Below are 12,865 nucleotides of genomic sequence, written 5' to 3'. Positions count from 1 at the left end.
TACTAGCGCGGGCTAGTAGTCGGGTCTACGTTATCCTCATGAACTAGCGCGCACAAGCCCGAGACCCGGGTGTGGCGCTGCGGAAGGGGGAACCGCCGTGGGAACGCAGGCGACGAATCGCCGTGTCACAGCTGCCGACGTGGCACGCTCGCTGGGAATCTCACGCGCGACCGTGGGGTTCGTTCTCAACGGCACACCAGGCCAGACCATCTCTGCTGCCACCACCGAGCGCGTAGTCGCCGAGGCGCGGCGCCTGGGCTATCGGCCTCACACGGCGGCTCGCGCGCTGGCCAGCGGCCGCAGCAACCTCATCCTTCTGGTACTGCCAGACTGGCCGATCGAGTTCAGCCTCGGGCAGCACATCGACGAGGCAACACACACCTTGGAGAGCAACGGATACACCCTCATCACGCACACACTGCACGAGGACTCTCGCTCGCGCCCCCTCTGGGAAACCCTGCAGCCCGATGTCGTGGTGGGTCTGTTGCCTTTCTCCGACGCCCTCGTGCGATCTATGCGGGAGGCAGGGGTGCCTCGGATCGTCCCGGACCCCGACATCATCCCGGAAGTGCAGCACTCAGAAGAAGGTGCCCGTCTGCAGATCGAGCACCTGCGCAGCCTGGGCCACGAACGGATCGGGTACGTGCGATCCGGGAATCCGCGGCTGCAGCAGCTCATCGACATGCGGCAAGCAACCGCCCTCGAGGCTGCCGCAGAAGCAGGGCTCTCCGCTCCAGAAGTCTTCACTCTCGCGGCGCCTGAGTCATCCGAAGACCCACCGGTGCGCGACTGGGTGGGACGAGGTATCACTGGAATCGCAGCGTTCAACGATGACGTCGCCGCCGCGGTCATCGGCGCGGCGCAGCGAGCAGGTCTGGCGGTGCCAGCGGAGCTGTCGGTCGTCGGGCACGATGACACGCCGATCGCCGCAATGATCGAGCCGAGGATCACCTCAGTGCGACTCGATGCCACCGGCCTGGGCCAGTACCTCGCATCCTTGGCGATCACCGCTGTGGACGGCGTGAGTGCCTCTCCGCTCCAGGAAGGCTCTGCCGTCAGCCTGGTGGAACGCGCATCCTCCGCCGTGGCGCCGAAGGCTACCCGCATCTAAGGGTTGGTGCAAAGCTGAGGATCCGTCTGCAGAGCAGCGTCAACGTGCGCCGGCCAGGACGAGGCGCTCCGGGATGGTCTCCCGGAGCGCCTCTCTCACTTGTCAGCGAACCGATCGGATGCGCATCACCACGAAGCCGCCGATGACGGTGATGGCCCCGGCCACCCAGTAGAGCAGGGTGTAGTTCTTCTCTCCCGCGGCCGTGGCGCCGATGACGAGGATGAGAGGCGCCAGGAACGGTGCCACAGCTTGCGGGATGGCTGTCGCGAACCCGGCGATTCCCATGAACCGGCCGGCGTCAGTGTCGCGCTCGGGGAGCACGTCCAGTAGAAGCGCCTGGTCGACGGCTGAGAACGCGCCGATTCCGACCGAGGCCACCAGCGACCCCGCGAAGAGCATCGGAACGTCGGTGGCGACGGCCTCCATGATCACACCCGCCGCGAAGATCAAGGACGCCACGAGCACAAACAGGCGTCGACGGCGGAGCTTGTCGGACAGCCACCCGCCTCCGAGCGCGCCGATCGTGGTGGCGGCGATACCCACGAAGCTCAGCGTCGCCAGCACGCCTGCGACCTTGTCGACGCCGACGTCCAGGCGGCTGGCGAAGAAGAACGCGGTGAACGTTGTGTTCAGGGTGAGGCCGAAGTAGAACAGGAACCGTCCCACCCACACCAGGGAGTAGTCCGGGTACTTCGCCGGGTTGAAGATGTACTTCCCCAGAGCGCTGCCGAAGGTGAGCTTCTCGGCGAAGGTCATCATGCGGCTGTCCTGCTCGCGGGAGAACAGGACGAACAGCAGCACGAAGACCACGCCCACCACGCCCGGGATGAGGAACATCAGTAGCGCGTCTCCGACGAGATATCCCGCGATGATCACGCCGGCGACCGGAGCGACCTGTGTGGCGAACCCAACGAAACCGGCGACCTTCCCGCGCTGGTGCTCCGGCAGGGTGTCCGCCATCGACGTGGTGACCTGGGCCAGCGACGTGCCCCAGCCGATCTGTGCGAGCACCCAGCCCGCGCCGAGCAGGAACACGCTCGGCGCAGCCCCCATCACGAACAGGGAAACGACTCCTACCAGCATGCCTCCGAGAACCCACGGCCGCCGGCGTCCAAAGCGGGAGCGGGTTCGATCGCTCAGGATACCGATGATTGGCGTGATGATCATCACCACAACGGAACCCGATCCGGTTATGTAGCCCAGATACTCCTCGTTCGCCGGCGCAAGAACCGCCAGCCGGACTGCGAGAGAGATCGCTAGCGGCGTGATGAACGCGACGAAGATACCAAACTGAGCAAGTATCAGCAGCCAGATGTAAGAGCTGGACGCGCGAGCTGGGCGAATGAGCCCGGTCACCGTTCGTATGCCCTCCTCAACCGCGACCGGTGTCACGGGGAGCGTAGAGGGAAGTGGTGCCAACTCGGAGGCTGCCAGGTCAGCGTTCGAGTCCGATGGGGGCGGGTTGGTCATGGTGACTCCGTTGTCGAGGTACAGCTCGGGTGAACGTCGCGCTCAGAGACTCTCGTGAAGCTCCTCACGTCCTGGCCGGTCAAGGCGAGGTTCGTGGCAGTGGTCGTCGAATCCAGGGGCATCCCAAGGGCGTCGTGATTCGCGATCCACTAGCGCGCGCTATGCCCGCCAACTGTAACCGTGTTTGCTAGCGCGCGCAAGCTTTTTGTTTTGTGGGCTTGGCGAGCGGCGCAGCAGCATCGGTGGGCTCTCCGACCTTGAAGTTCATCAACGACTCCTACTCCGCGGGCGGCTGCAGCAACCTGACCGCGACCTACACGCACAACCTCGTCTGCTGACGCGGCAACGGAATGGCGGCACGCGCGGGTGACCGAATGCTTGCGCATGCGGCGTAGCCTTTCCGGGGGCTTGGTGCGCTCATCGTGCTTATCGAGAGCCACCATACTTGGATCTTGATTAGAAGATACAGACGAGACTATGCTTTGTTTAAGCAGGTGTGAGTATCGCCGATAATGACGATTATGTCAGTCTGAGAGTGTTCCGCCCTTGTGCGGCGAGAGTGCAACTCCTGGAGGGAGCGGAAACTCCGCGCCCGGAGACCACGCCAGCTCTGGCCGCCCTCCCCGCCGCGCAAGGAGGCGTAAGGCAGTGAGGTGCGCTGCGATAGCGGCGTCAAGCGCCATGACGACGGATGCGAGGTTCGCCGTGAACTTGGCTGCGAACACTTCGCCGTCGGCGAGACGTTCGATGTCTGACGCGGCGATACTTCGTTTCACCGACGGGTGCGTGAGCCCACTGATGAAGGCCCACATTCCTTGTGTGTGATTCCCGCCGATGCCGACGAGCTCGCTGGAAGCACGAACGATTGGCCCGAATCCCGGAAGGCCTCGGTTGATGTCCTCGAGTCCGATCCCAGAGTCGGTCGCATGATCCCGTAGTCGCTTCTTCTGTGCGCGCGACCGTTTGGTGTTCTCTCGCCGATGCTTCTGCTTTTCGGCGGTCTTCGCTTTCGTATCGCCCTCTTCTGCCTCAGTCAGGACGGTCACGAGATGGTCCTCATGGTGGATCTCGTCCATGCGAGCGCGTAACGATCGGCAGAGGCGCTCCCTCTGCTCGTCGGGCGCGAGGAGCCAGATCGCCAGCGACGCGGACTCGATAGATGTGCGCAAGACCGGGAACTGACCAACCACTGGGATGCGGAGCCCGTCGGTAATTGGGTCGAGAAGGATGAGTTTCGCCGTCGAAAGTGCATCCTGCGAGACGGACAAGCAGTGGCCGACCAGATGGCTAGTCTGGTGGCCGCCAAGCAGAGCGTCATCGGTGGCGAGCTCAGACCCGGGAGCAGCCAGATCAAAATGCCCGCTTTCAGCCTGCTGCGCGATCGACTCAATCAGACGCAACTGATACCGGATCCTCTCGGCCGCCGCCCGCTGATCCAGACCCATCGTCGGACTCTAGCGCCTCTGCCAGCGCGACCACCGCATGCACGGTTTCGTCACCAGCGCCCCACGGCGTTGGCCGCCATCGCTCTGGATACCCGCTGCCGGCGAAGACAACGCGTAGCCAGCTGTCACTCTCGTATCGGCCACGCCGAAGCTGAGAGAGGAGCAGATCATGCGTCCGAACAAGGATCTTGAGAAGCCCCAGCAGCAGTCGTATTGGTGGGTGTTGAAGCTCGTGGCCTACGCCGCAGTGAAGCTCATCATCGAGTCGCTGCCCAGCTAAACCCTTGGCTGGCTCCCGGGCCCTGAACCTCCTGGTTCATCCTGGGAGCCAGTCTCTCTGCCACCCGGTGGCGCCGTTTGGAAGAGCGACGGCGCAGAGGTCGATGCCGACCCCTGTGGGCGCGCGATCACCCGCTCCGCAAGCGGGAACGCGGCCGCGCGCGCGGCGTCGATCAACTCGACGGCCGGCGCCTCACTCGTCAGCCACTCCCCCGCGAAATCCTGCGGGACCAGCACGGGCATCCTGTCGTGCACATCCGCGATGTGCGCCGCGGCCTCCTGCATCACGAGCGAGTAGCACGTGTACTCCGTACCGTCCTCAGCCCGTCCACGCTGCAGGACCGCCGCCATGCCGATCAGCTCCTCCCCCGGCAACGCCAGGTGGACCCACCGCTTCGACGGCTTCTGCATCTCACGCCAGTACGACGCGGGCACGATCGCCCTCGCCGGCAACGGGCGCGCCTTGAACCGCGTCTCCAGCGTCTCAGACCTGGAGTTGATCGACGGCAACTTGCTCGGGCGCCCGTCGACGAGGTAACCCCACCACGCGAGCTCGAGCGTGCTCGAGTCGCGGATGATCGGGTTCAGGTTCCGCTTGAGATGCCCGGTCGGCTGGACGACCTCACCGCCTCAGCCGAACACCTCGAACGCGGCGGACAGCAGGGCCTCGTCCCGTGACGACGGCCCGACCAGAAGCTCGAACGCGCCGGGCTCGACGCGGCGGGTCCCCTCGGCGTCCACGATCGTGCAGTCGGCCACCGGCAGCTCCAACCGCACCAGGGCGGACTCCCCCGGAGCGAGGTCGACCTGGCGGTAGGCCTTGAGCTCCTTGTCGGTCCAGCTCGCGCTCGTGACGACGTCGCGCACGTACACCTGCACCGTCTCGCGCACGGGACGGGATCCGGTGTTGGTCACCGTCACCTCGGCGACGATCGTGTCGCCCGCGGCGAGAGTCGCCGACACGATCCCCAGCGCGGAGTACTCCACGGTCGTGAACGACAGCCCCTCGCCGAACGCCCAGGCCGGCGCCTGGGTGAGGTCGGCGTAGCGGGTGCCGTGCTGCCCGCGGATCTGGTTGTAGTACGTGGGCTGCTGGCCGACGTGCCGCGCGAACGAGATCGGCAGCCGCCCAGAGGGTTCGATCGCACCGGTGATGAGCTCGGCGATCGCGCGCCCTCCCTGCATGCCGGGGTTGGCGGCCCAGATCACGGCGGCCGCCCCCGCCGCCGAAGCCGGGAGCACGAGCGGCTTGGAGGCCAGGAGCACCACGATCACGGGCGTGCTGGACGCGATCATCGCATCGAGCAGCGCGTTCTGACCGCCGATGAGCTCGAGGGTCGCGGTGGAGCGGCCCTCGCCGACGAGCTCGATCCTGTCTCCGACCACGGCGACGACGACGTCCGCGGCCTCGGCGGCGCGGACCGCCTCGGCGAGCAGGAGCGGATCGGATGCGGCAGGCACCACGACCGGCGGCCTGGGCTGCCCGTCCGGGAAGGTTGCGCCGAGCGGGTCGTCCTCGAGGGTGAGGATGTCCGCGCCCCGCGCATGCCGCACGGCGAGGCCCTCGACCGCGCGCAGGCCGTCGAGCACCGTCGTGATCATCTCGCGGGGCTGGCCGTCGAGCCAGCCCGCCTGGCCGGATCCTCCGGCCCAGTCGCCGAGCTGGGTCTGCGCGTCGTCGGCGAGAGGGCCCACCACGGCGACGCGGATCGGATCCGCAGCCGTGAGCGGAGCCGTCGCCCCGAGCGGCAGCACCCCGTCGTTCTCCAGCAGCACGATCGACCGCCGCGCCACTTCGAGGTTGAGGTCGGAGTGCGCCGCGCTGCCCACCACGGCGTCCAGGTCGGACGAGGGCAGGCGCGGATCCTCGAAGAGCCCGAGGTCGAACTTCAGCGTGAGGATGCGGGCCACCGCGGCATCGAACGCCTCCGGCCCGAGCAGGCCCTTCTCTACCGCCTCGAGCGCGCCCTCGTAGAAGTGCGGGGTGGTCATCACCATGTCGTTGCCGGCGATCACCGCGGCGGCGGCGGCGTGCGCGTAGTCGGGCTGCACGCGCTGCTCCCAGACCATCCTGCCGACGTTGTCCCAGTCCGTGATGAGCGTGCCGGTGTATCCCCACTCGCCGCGCAGCACGTCGCTGAGCAGCCAGTCGTTGACCGTGATCGGCACGCCATCCGTGGTCTGATAGCCGAGCATGAACGTCCGGCACCCCTCGCGTGCGACCCGCTCGAACGGCGGCAGGAACCAGCTGCGGAGCTTCCGCCGGGAGATGTCTGCCTCGCTCGCATCGCGGCCGCCCTGGGTCTCGGAGTACCCGGCGAAGTGCTTCGCCGTGGCGAGGATCGCGGTCGGATCCTCGAGCCCCTCCCCCTGATAGCCGCGCACCATCGCGCTCGCGAGCTCGCCGATGAGGAACGGATCCTCACCGAACGTCTCGCTGATCCTCCCCCAGCGCAGATCGCGCGCGATGCACAGCACCGGCGAGAACGTCCAGTGGATCCCGGTCGCCGCGACCTCCTCAGCCGTGGCGCGGGCGACCTGCTCGATGAGGGCCGGATCCCAGGTCGCGGCCATGCCGAGCTGCGTCGGGTAGATCGTCGCGCCCGGCCAGAACGAGTGCCCGTGGATGCAGTCCTCGCCCACCAGCAGCGGAATGCGCAGACGCGTCTCGGCGGTGAGCCGGTTGGCCTCGAGGATGCGCTCCGGCGAGGTGTGCAGGATCGAGCCGACGTGACGCCGCAGCACGTGGTCGCGCAGGTCGTCGCGCGCGTCGAGCTGCAGCATCTGACCGACCTTCTCCTCGACCGTCATACGACCGAGGAGGTCGGCGACGCGTTCGGCCGTGCCGAGGCTCGGATCACGGAAGGGCAGGACGTCGCTCATGCGGTGGTGGTGCTCTCTGGTTCGGCGGCCGCTCCGGCCGCGGGGGACGACGCCGGCAGCGCGGCGGGACGCACCGCGGTCACGGCGGCGTTCGCGTCGATGCCGCGCTTCTTCAGGGCGCGGGCCCGCTCTCCGGCGGAACGCAGCCGCGGGTTCACATACTCGTCGATGCCGAAGTTGATCAGTGCGAGCGCCACTCCGAGCAGGGCGATGCAGAGGCCCGCCGGCACGTACCACCACCAGTAGTCCGGGAAGGCGCTGTTCTGCTGCGCCCAGAACAGGATGGTCCCCCAGTTCAGGTTCGACACCGGGATGACGCCGATGAACGCGAGGGTCGTGAGGCCGAGCACGGCGGCGGTCATGGTGCCGACGAAGCTCGACGCGATGATCGCCATGAGGTTCGGGAGCATCTCGACCAGGATGATCCGGTGCAGCGGCTCGCCATTCGCGCGCGCCGCCTGGATGAAGTCCCGGTTGCGCAACGACATCGTCTGCGCCCGCAGCACCCGCGCTCCCCACGCCCAGCCGGTCAGTCCCAGCACCGCGGCGATGATCCACAGCGGCGGATCCTGGAACTGCGAGGCGATGATGATCATGAGCGGCAGCCCCGGGAGCACGAGGAACACGTTGGACAGCGCGGACAGCGATTCGCTCTTCCAGCCACGCAGATAGCCGGCGGTCACGCCGACCAGGATCGCCACCACGGTCGCCATGATCGTCGCGAGGAAGCCGACCACGAGCACGCCGCGCGTGCCGTAGACGAGCTGACTGAACACATCCTCGCCGATGTGCGTCGTGCCGAGCAGGTGCTGCCAGGACGGCGGCTGCAGCGTCACATCGAGATGCTGCGCGGTCGGGCTGTACGGCGCGATCCACGGCGCGAAGACCGCCACGAGCGTGAACACGCCCAGGATGATCAGGCCCGCGGCGGACTTGCGGTTGCTGAACATCGCCAGCGATGCCTTGAGCTGGGTCCAGAAGGTGCGCCGCGGTGCGAGCCGCCGCTCGGCGGTGAGCAGCGCCGCGGTCTCGGGCGCGCCGGCGGCCGGCTGCGCGACCTCGGGGGGAACGGGAGTCGTCGTCATGATCAGGCCTCCGTCTGACGGGTGCGCGGGTCGAGGATGGCGTAGGCGATGTCGGCGATGATGTTCGCGACCAGCACCGCCATGACCAGCACCAGGAAGATGCCCTGCATGAGCGCGTAGTCCTTCGCGTTCGTCGCGCCGAGCAGCAGCAGTCCGATGCCGGGGTAGGAGAACACCATCTCCATGACGATCGTGCCGCCCACGATGAAGCCGAGCGACAGGGCGAAGCTCTGGATCTGCGGCAGCACCGCGTTGCGCGCCGCGTACCGCCAGAGCACCCGACGGTTCGGCATGCCCTTGGCCTGGGCGACGGTGATGTAGTCCTCATCGAGCACGGTGAGCATCATGTTGCGCATCCCGAGCACCCAGCCGCCGAGGGAAGCGATCACGATCGTGATCACCGGCAGCGCCGCGTGCGAGAGCACCTGCCCGATGAAGTCGGCGTTCCAGCCCGGATCCACGCCGACCTCGTAGGCGTGCCCGGCGGGGAACCAGCCCAGCACCGACGAGAACGCGGCGATGAAGATCAGGCCGAGCCAGAAGTAGGGGATCGTGCCGAGGAACGTCGTCACCGGCACGAGCACGTCCAGCCGGCCGCCGCGCCGCCATCCGATCACGGCGCCCAGCACGGTGCCGATGAGGAAGGAGACGATCGTGGCGAATCCGACCAGCCCCAAGGTCCAAGGCAGCGCGGCCGCGATCGCGTCGCCGACCGGGGCCATGCCGGTCGAGATGGACACGCCGAGGTCGCCGCGCAGCAGCATGCCCCAGTAGTCGAGGTACTGCTGCCACAGGGGCACCGAGTGGTCCAGGCCGAACATGAGGCGCAGCGCCTTCTCGGCGTCGGGGGTCAGCTGGCCCTGGCTGCGCGCCATGTAGGCGTCGACCGCATCCCCCTTCATCAGTCGCGGGATGAAGAAGTTGATGGTGATCGCGGCCCAGGCCGTGAACAGGTAGAAGGCCGCCCTGCCGCCGATGAAGCGCCAGGGCACGCGCATGCGGCCTCGCTCGGCCCGGGTCGCGGTCGTTCCGACGAGCGTCGGATCCACCGGCTCGGGTGCGGCGGGCGACGCCTGGGTCGCGGGTGCGGACGTGTCGGCGCTCATCGCGCACCTCCCGTGGTCTGTGCCGCCCGGCGGCGGAAGAACTCCTCCGGATCGGGCGACGCGGCCCGCAGCTCCCGCGTGTAGGGGTCGCGAGGGCGCAGGATGACGTCGTCCGCAGGTCCGCGCTCCACGACCCTGCCCTGGTTGAGCACCATGATCTCGTCGCTGAAGTGGCGCGCGGTCGCAAGGTCGTGGGTGATGTAGAGCACGCCGAGCCCCTCCTCGCGCTGCAGGTCGGCGAGCAGGTTGAGCACCCCGAGGCGGATCGACACGTCCAGCATCGACACCGGCTCGTCGGCGACGAGCAGCGCGGGCCGGGAGGCGAGCGCCCGCGCGATGGCGACGCGCTGGCGCTGGCCGCCGGAGAGCTCGTGCGGGCGCCGCTCCATCACGGCGTCCGGATCCAGCCGCACCCGCTCGAGCAGACGGCGCACCTCGGCGTCGACCTGGTCGCGCGGCACGACGCGATCGAGCCGCAGCGGGCGCTCCACGTGATGGCGGATCGAGTGATACGGGTTCAGCGAGGCGAACGGATCCTGGAACACCATGCGCAGCTGCTGCCGGTACGTGCGCAGACCCTTGCCGCGGCGCGGGATCGGGGTGCCATCGAGCAGCACCTCTCCGTACGTGGGCGTCTCGAGCTGGGTGAGGATCTTGGCGATCGTGGACTTGCCGCTGCCGGACTGGCCGACCAGGCCGATGGTCTGGCGCGAGTGCAGGGTGAAGCTGACGTCGTCCAGGGCCTTGAGCTGTCCGGACCCGCGGACGTTGTAGAGCTTGGTGACGCCTCGGAACTCGAGCGTGGTCATCGCACCACCACCCCCCGCTCGCCGGTCAGGCGCGGGAAGGAGCGCAGCAGGTCGCGGGTGTACTCGTGCTGAGGATCCGTCCACAGCCGCTCAGCGTCCGCGAGTTCGACGATCTCGCCCTCGCGCATGACCGCGATGCGGTCGCTGATCTCCAGCAGCAGCGGCAGGTCGTGGGTGATGAACACGACCGAGAAGCCGAACTCGTGGCGCAACTGGGAGATCTGCTTCAGGATCTCGCGCTGCACGAGCACGTCGAGCGCGGTTGTGGGCTCGTCCATGACCATGAGCTGCGGCCGGAGCGCGAGCGCCATCGCGATCATCACCCGCTGACGCATGCCTCCGGACAGCTCGTGCGGGTAGGACCGGATCCGCTGGCCGCCGACCTTCACGATCTCGAGGAGGTCGACGACCTCCGCGCGCCGCTGCGCCCGGCTCATCCCGGGCCGGTGCACGCGGAACACGTCGTCGAGCTGCGCGCCGATCGTCGCCACCGGGTTGAGGGCGTTCATCGCGCCCTGGAACACCATCGACACCTTGTCCCAGCGGAACCGTCGCATCTGCTCGGTGTCGAGGGCGTGCAGATCGACGTCCGAGCCGTCGGCGTCGTGGAAGACGACGCTGCCGCTGGTGATCACGGCCGGCGGTTTGAGCAGCCGCTGCACGCCGTAAGCGAGCGTGGTCTTGCCGCTGCCGCTCTCGCCGGCCAGTCCCACGATCTCACCGCGGCGGATGTCGATCGTGACGTTCTTGACCGCCCGCACGGGTGGATCCACGTCGTACACGACCGAGAAGTCGCGCACGGAGAGAAGGGTGTCTGTCATGAGGTGCTTTCGTGCTCGAGCGGGCAGGATCCACGGGGTGAGGGGCCCGTCGCCCCTCACCCCGCATGCGTCATGCGACCTACTTGCCGGCCGGCTTCAGCTTCATGATGACCTGGACGGCAGAGGGCTGCGTCGGGTCGGCGGTGGCGTACTGGTCCTTCTCACTCGGCCAGCCCGTGAAGGCGCGGGTGTTGTACTCGCCCAGCTGCGGGTGCGTGCCGATCGGGATGGCGGGGACGTCCTCGACGAAGATCTTCTGGATCTTGTTGAGCGCCTCGGTGCGGGTGGCGTCGTCGGATGCCTGCGCGTACTGCTTGAGCAGCGCGGTCGCCTCCGGGTTGTTGTAGCGGCCGAAGTTGTCCGAGACCTTGCCGTCGGCCGCCTGCTCCAGGTAGGCGCCGTTCATCACGTCGTCGTAGATGTGCCAGGGGTTGGAGCCGGAGCCCGACCAGTGCAGCGCGGCGTCGAAGTTCCCGGTCGCCATGTTGGTGAACCAGGTATCGGCGTCCGGCGTGGCCACCTTCGCGTCCGCGCCCAGCGTGCTCTTGATCTGCGTCGCCACGAGCTGGATCCCGGTGACGTAGTCGTTCCAGCCCTGCGGATCCTGCAGCGTGAACGAGACGGGGTTGCCGGAGGGATCGATCAGGGCGCCGTCCTTCCAGGTGTAGCCCGCGTCGGTGAGCACCTTCTTGGCGCCGTCGACGTCGATGGTGAAGGTCTTGTCCTTGTACTCGGGGGCGATGTACTGGTCGCCGGTGGGCTGCGGGATGCCGGTGACGCTGGTGAGCTCGGGGCCCGCGTTGCTGCGGGCCTTGTCCGCATGCGCCTTGCGGTCGACGACCATGTTGACGGCCTTGCGGAAAGCGACGTCGTTGAACGGCGCCTTCGTGGTGTTGACGAGCACCATGTCGGGGCTCAGCACGTTCGCACCCCAGAACACGTTGTGCTTCGGATCCTTGTCGACGTAGTTCTTCTGATAGTCGGTGATGAAGATCTGCGCCCAGTCGGCCTCCTTGCTCTGCAGCGCGCGCAGGAGCCCGGTGTTGTCGTTGTACTCGAGGTACTTGAGCTGTCCCACGGGCACCTTGCCGCCCCAGTAGTCGGTGCGGGCCTTCAGCACCACGCCCTGCGAGGAGAAGCTCTTGATCGTGTACGGACCGGTGCCGACCGCGTCCTTGACCGGGTCCTTGGACGGGTCGGAGATGCCCTTCCACTGGTGCTCGGGGACGATGGTGACCTGCAGCACGTCGCCCTGCTTCACGAACTTCGACTCGCTGAAGGAGAGCACCACGTTCCCGCCGTCCTTCTTGACGTCGGCGAGCTTGAGGCCGCCGAGGTCGAGGGCGGGTGTGTTCTTGATCATCGTGTACGTGAAGACGATGTCGTCGGCGGTGAACGGCTTGCCGTCGCTCCACTTCACGCCGCTGCGCGGAGTGACCGTGAGCTGGGTGTAGTCGGCGTTCCACTCCACCTTGGAGGCCAGCCACGGCGTCGTCTCGTTCTTGCCGACCGGGTTCACGATCGCGAGGGGCTCGTAGATCATCCGGTCGTAGCCGAGCGACATGCCCGATCCGGTGGAGATGAACGGGTTGTTGGTCTGGGTCGACAGGATCGCGGCGCCGTCCGGCTTGGCGACGGTGAGCGAGCCGCCGCCGGACCCGCCGGCGGTGGAGCCCGACGAGCAGCCGGTCAGCGCGACGGCGCTGAGGGCCGCGATCGCCGAGACGACGAGCAGGGTCTTGGTGAGCCTCATTGCTTCTCCTTCTGGGGCACGGCCATCGTGCGCCCACCTGGTGCGGGGTCTCGCTTCCGGGGAACTTTACTTACTAGCGAGAAAGTAAGTAGGAGTGAGGTTA

At 67.4% G+C, this 12,865-nt stretch carries 10 protein-coding genes; 1 reads left to right on the top strand and 9 read right to left on the bottom strand.

The annotated features are described in order from the left end of the window. Positions 1-139: 139 nt before the first annotated feature. Positions 140-1,111, top strand: a complete 972-nt coding sequence (locus ACTJI8_RS08745; protein ID WP_440733032.1) for a LacI family DNA-binding transcriptional regulator — start codon at positions 140-142, stop codon at positions 1,109-1,111. A gap of 102 nt (positions 1,112-1,213) precedes the next feature. Here ACTJI8_RS08745 and ACTJI8_RS08740 read toward each other — a convergent pair whose 3' ends face one another. From ACTJI8_RS08740 to ACTJI8_RS08700, 9 genes are all read right to left on the bottom strand, one after another. After that, positions 1,214-2,581 (bottom strand): MFS transporter, encoded by a 1,368-nt coding sequence (locus tag ACTJI8_RS08740; RefSeq protein WP_082076678.1) that lies wholly within the window; start codon positions 2,579-2,581, stop codon positions 1,214-1,216. A 524-nt stretch (positions 2,582-3,105) separates the two neighbouring features. Beyond that, positions 3,106-4,026 carry a hypothetical protein gene (locus ACTJI8_RS08735; protein ID WP_440733031.1) on the bottom strand — a complete coding sequence of 307 codons (921 nt, stop codon included), beginning with the start codon at positions 4,024-4,026 and terminating at the stop codon, positions 3,106-3,108. 276 nt (positions 4,027-4,302) lie between these two features. Beyond that, positions 4,303-4,815, bottom strand: coding sequence for an SOS response-associated peptidase family protein (locus ACTJI8_RS08730; protein ID WP_440733030.1), 513 nt, complete (start codon positions 4,813-4,815; stop codon positions 4,303-4,305). 120 nt (positions 4,816-4,935) lie between these two features. Beyond that, complete coding sequence (locus ACTJI8_RS08725; protein ID WP_440733029.1) at positions 4,936-7,188, bottom strand: glycoside hydrolase family 3 N-terminal domain-containing protein; 2,253 nt, start codon at positions 7,186-7,188, stop codon at positions 4,936-4,938. Continuing rightward, complete coding sequence (locus ACTJI8_RS08720; protein WP_440733028.1) at positions 7,185-8,273, bottom strand: ABC transporter permease; 1,089 nt, start codon at positions 8,271-8,273, stop codon at positions 7,185-7,187. Before ACTJI8_RS08720 ends, ACTJI8_RS08725 begins: the two co-directional genes overlap by 4 nt. A 2-nt stretch (positions 8,274-8,275) precedes the next feature. Further along, positions 8,276-9,271: an ABC transporter permease gene (locus ACTJI8_RS08715; protein WP_440733210.1), complete on the bottom strand. Its 996-nt coding sequence runs from the start codon at positions 9,269-9,271 to the stop codon at positions 8,276-8,278. A 104-nt stretch (positions 9,272-9,375) separates the two neighbouring features. Continuing rightward, positions 9,376-10,188: an ABC transporter ATP-binding protein gene (locus tag ACTJI8_RS08710; RefSeq protein ID WP_440733027.1), complete on the bottom strand. Its 813-nt coding sequence runs from the start codon at positions 10,186-10,188 to the stop codon at positions 9,376-9,378. Then, positions 10,185-11,009 (bottom strand): ABC transporter ATP-binding protein, encoded by an 825-nt coding sequence (locus tag ACTJI8_RS08705; protein WP_440733026.1) that lies wholly within the window; start codon positions 11,007-11,009, stop codon positions 10,185-10,187. Before ACTJI8_RS08705 ends, ACTJI8_RS08710 begins: the two co-directional genes overlap by 4 nt. Before the next feature lie 79 nt (positions 11,010-11,088). After that, the gene (locus ACTJI8_RS08700) at positions 11,089-12,762 is read right to left on the bottom strand and encodes an ABC transporter substrate-binding protein (protein WP_440733025.1); all 1,674 of its coding nucleotides are present in this window, start codon (positions 12,760-12,762) and stop codon (positions 11,089-11,091) included. Positions 12,763-12,865: the final 103 nt, after the last annotated feature.

The organism is Microbacterium sp. 22303 (assembly GCF_052045265.1).
Taxonomy (GTDB): Bacteria; Actinomycetota; Actinomycetes; order Actinomycetales; family Microbacteriaceae; genus Microbacterium.
The sequence above is the reverse complement of the archived record's forward strand: the minus strand, read 5'-3'. Positions and strand labels throughout refer to the sequence as shown.

Excerpts from the sequence above, each read along its gene's own strand:
- ACTJI8_RS08740 (WP_082076678.1), bottom strand. The coding sequence starts at position 2,581 with ATGACCAACCCGCCCCCATCGGACTCGAACGCTGACCTGGCAGCCTCC.
- ACTJI8_RS08735 (WP_440733031.1), bottom strand. The coding sequence starts at position 4,026 with ATGGGTCTGGATCAGCGGGCGGCGGCCGAGAGGATCCGGTATCAGTTG.
- ACTJI8_RS08725 (WP_440733029.1), bottom strand. The coding sequence starts at position 7,188 with ATGAGCGACGTCCTGCCCTTCCGTGATCCGAGCCTCGGCACGGCCGAA.
- ACTJI8_RS08720 (WP_440733028.1), bottom strand. The coding sequence starts at position 8,273 with ATGACGACGACTCCCGTTCCCCCCGAGGTCGCGCAGCCGGCCGCCGGC.
- ACTJI8_RS08715 (WP_440733210.1), bottom strand. The coding sequence starts at position 9,271 with ATGCGCGTGCCCTGGCGCTTCATCGGCGGCAGGGCGGCCTTCTACCTG.
- ACTJI8_RS08710 (WP_440733027.1), bottom strand. The coding sequence starts at position 10,188 with ATGACCACGCTCGAGTTCCGAGGCGTCACCAAGCTCTACAACGTCCGC.
- ACTJI8_RS08705 (WP_440733026.1), bottom strand. The coding sequence starts at position 11,009 with ATGACAGACACCCTTCTCTCCGTGCGCGACTTCTCGGTCGTGTACGAC.
- ACTJI8_RS08700 (WP_440733025.1), bottom strand. The coding sequence starts at position 12,762 with ATGAGGCTCACCAAGACCCTGCTCGTCGTCTCGGCGATCGCGGCCCTC.